Annotated in this window: 3 protein-coding genes; 2 read left to right on the top strand and 1 reads right to left on the bottom strand. The window is 47.7% G+C overall.

Annotation, left to right across the window (positions count from 1 at the left end; genetic code table 11):
• Window positions 1–258, top strand: a 258-nt coding sequence (locus A3729_RS20890; RefSeq protein ID WP_231877480.1) for an ATP-binding protein, incomplete at its 5' end; no start/stop codon positions are given.
• A 4-nt stretch (window positions 259–262) separates the two neighbouring features.
• Window positions 263–1,714, top strand: a complete 1,452-nt coding sequence (glnG, locus tag A3729_RS20885) for a nitrogen regulation protein NR(I) (RefSeq protein ID WP_068508266.1) — start codon at window positions 263–265, stop codon at window positions 1,712–1,714.
• An 85-nt stretch (window positions 1,715–1,799) separates the two neighbouring features.
• Here the strand turns inward: glnG and A3729_RS34675 are convergent, their stop codons facing one another.
• Window positions 1,800–1,919 carry a DUF6701 domain-containing protein gene (locus A3729_RS34675; RefSeq protein WP_369820150.1) on the bottom strand — a complete coding sequence of 40 codons (120 nt, stop codon included), beginning with the start codon at window positions 1,917–1,919 and terminating at the stop codon, window positions 1,800–1,802.
• Window positions 1,920–1,938 lie beyond the last annotated feature (19 nt).

The following is a 1,938-nucleotide window of genomic DNA, read 5'->3' as shown; positions in this document are numbered from 1 at the left end:
CTGGTACTAAAGGTTGATATTATCGACAACGGTCCAGGTATACCAAAGGATTCCATTCAGAATATTTTTTACCCCATGATCAGTGGGCGCGCAGAAGGTACAGGTCTGGGCTTATCCATTACGCAAAGCATATTTACCAAGCACGATGGCTTGGTCGAGTGCGAAAGCAAACCAGGTAAAACCGACTTCATTATTTATATCCCTATCGATAGCACGCGCTCACCTAAACCAACAAACGTTTCAAGTATCTCGGAGTAACACTATGACAACAAAGCCACTTGTATGGATCATTGATGATGACCGCTCTATACGCTGGGTACTTGAAAAAGCACTAGCAAAAGAAGACTACGAGCTTCGCTCTTTTGAAAGCGGTGAAGGTGTAGTAGAACGACTTTCTAGCGAGAGCCCTGATGCGATTATCAGTGATATTCGTATGCCTGGCATTGATGGGCTTGCACTACTTGAAAAGATTCAAGCTAATAATTTGCATCGTGGCGTACCGGCAGTTCCGGTCATTATTATGACCGCTCATTCCGACTTGGACAGCGCTGTTTCCTCCTATCAGAGTGGCGCTTTCGACTACCTACCCAAACCCTTCGATCTAGATGATGCCGTCGCACTAATCAAACGCGCCATTGCTCACTCCCAAGAGCAAAAAGCACAGAATATGCCTGATGCACCGGAGCTCAATGAAGAAAATACTGAAATCATTGGTAAAGCTCCAGCGATGCAGGAAGTGTTTCGCGCTATCGGCCGCTTATCACAGTCAAATATAACGGTTCTGATCAATGGCGAATCAGGAACAGGTAAAGAACTGGTCGCTCGTGCTTTGCATCAGCATAGCCCCCGTGCACAGTTACCATTTATTGCCTTAAACATGGCTGCAATTCCCAACGACCTGATTGAGTCTGAGTTATTTGGTCATGAGAAAGGTGCCTTTACAGGTGCTGGAGGACAGCGCACCGGACGCTTTGAACAGGCTGATGGCGGTACACTTTTCCTCGATGAAATCGGAGATATGCCTGCCGATACGCAAACCCGCCTATTACGTGTACTTGCAGATGGTGAGTTTTATCGAGTCGGTGGCACCACACCCGTTAAGGTTAACGTTAGGATTATCGCTGCAACCCACCAAAACCTTGAAGGTCTGGTTCAAGAAGGTAGCTTCCGGGAAGATTTATTTCACCGTTTGAACGTTATTCGCGTTCACCTACCTAAACTATGCGACCGAAGTGAAGACGTCCCCACCCTGGCGAACTACTTCTTAAGCAAAGCAGCTGAAGAGCTCTCGGTCGACATCAAGCAATTACGCCCTGAGACCGAAGAGTACTTAAGTGCCATGCCCTGGCCAGGTAATGTTCGACAGCTAGAAAACACCTGTCGCTGGTTAACCGTCATGGCTAGTGGTAGAGAGGTTCATGTATCAGACCTGCCGCCAGAATTATTAGATGAAGATAACACTGCTCCAACAGCAAGTACTTGGCAGGAAGCCTTGCGAAAGTGGGCTGACCAGGAACTTAAAAAAGGTAATAGTGCCATTCTGGATCAAGCTGTTCCCCAGTTTGAGCGTATTATGATCGATACGGCATTGAACCATACTGGCGGACGACGTAGAGATGCTTCCCAGTTATTAGGCTGGGGCCGGAATACGCTTACCCGTAAAATCAAAGAGCTTGATATGAGCTTTGAAGAGAGTACTGAGGAAGAGGATTAAGCCCCTCCCTCCGCATTACTCTCATATTTTGTAGGCAGCGGGTTCCATCCCGCGCTATGCCCAAACCTTGGAGCACGACCTAGAATCAGTTACTCACTTCTCGCCAGTAAATAATTCTGTCGTGGCCTCGATATTGACCAAACTGCGCCTCAACAAAGGGGTGCTCATCATCCAGAGCGCCATCTCCGTCCCAGTCAAAACGCAACCATGGCAATGCAGATAAG

The organism is Oleiphilus sp. HI0043 (assembly GCF_001634935.1).
This window is presented reverse-complemented; position numbering and strand designations above follow the sequence as displayed.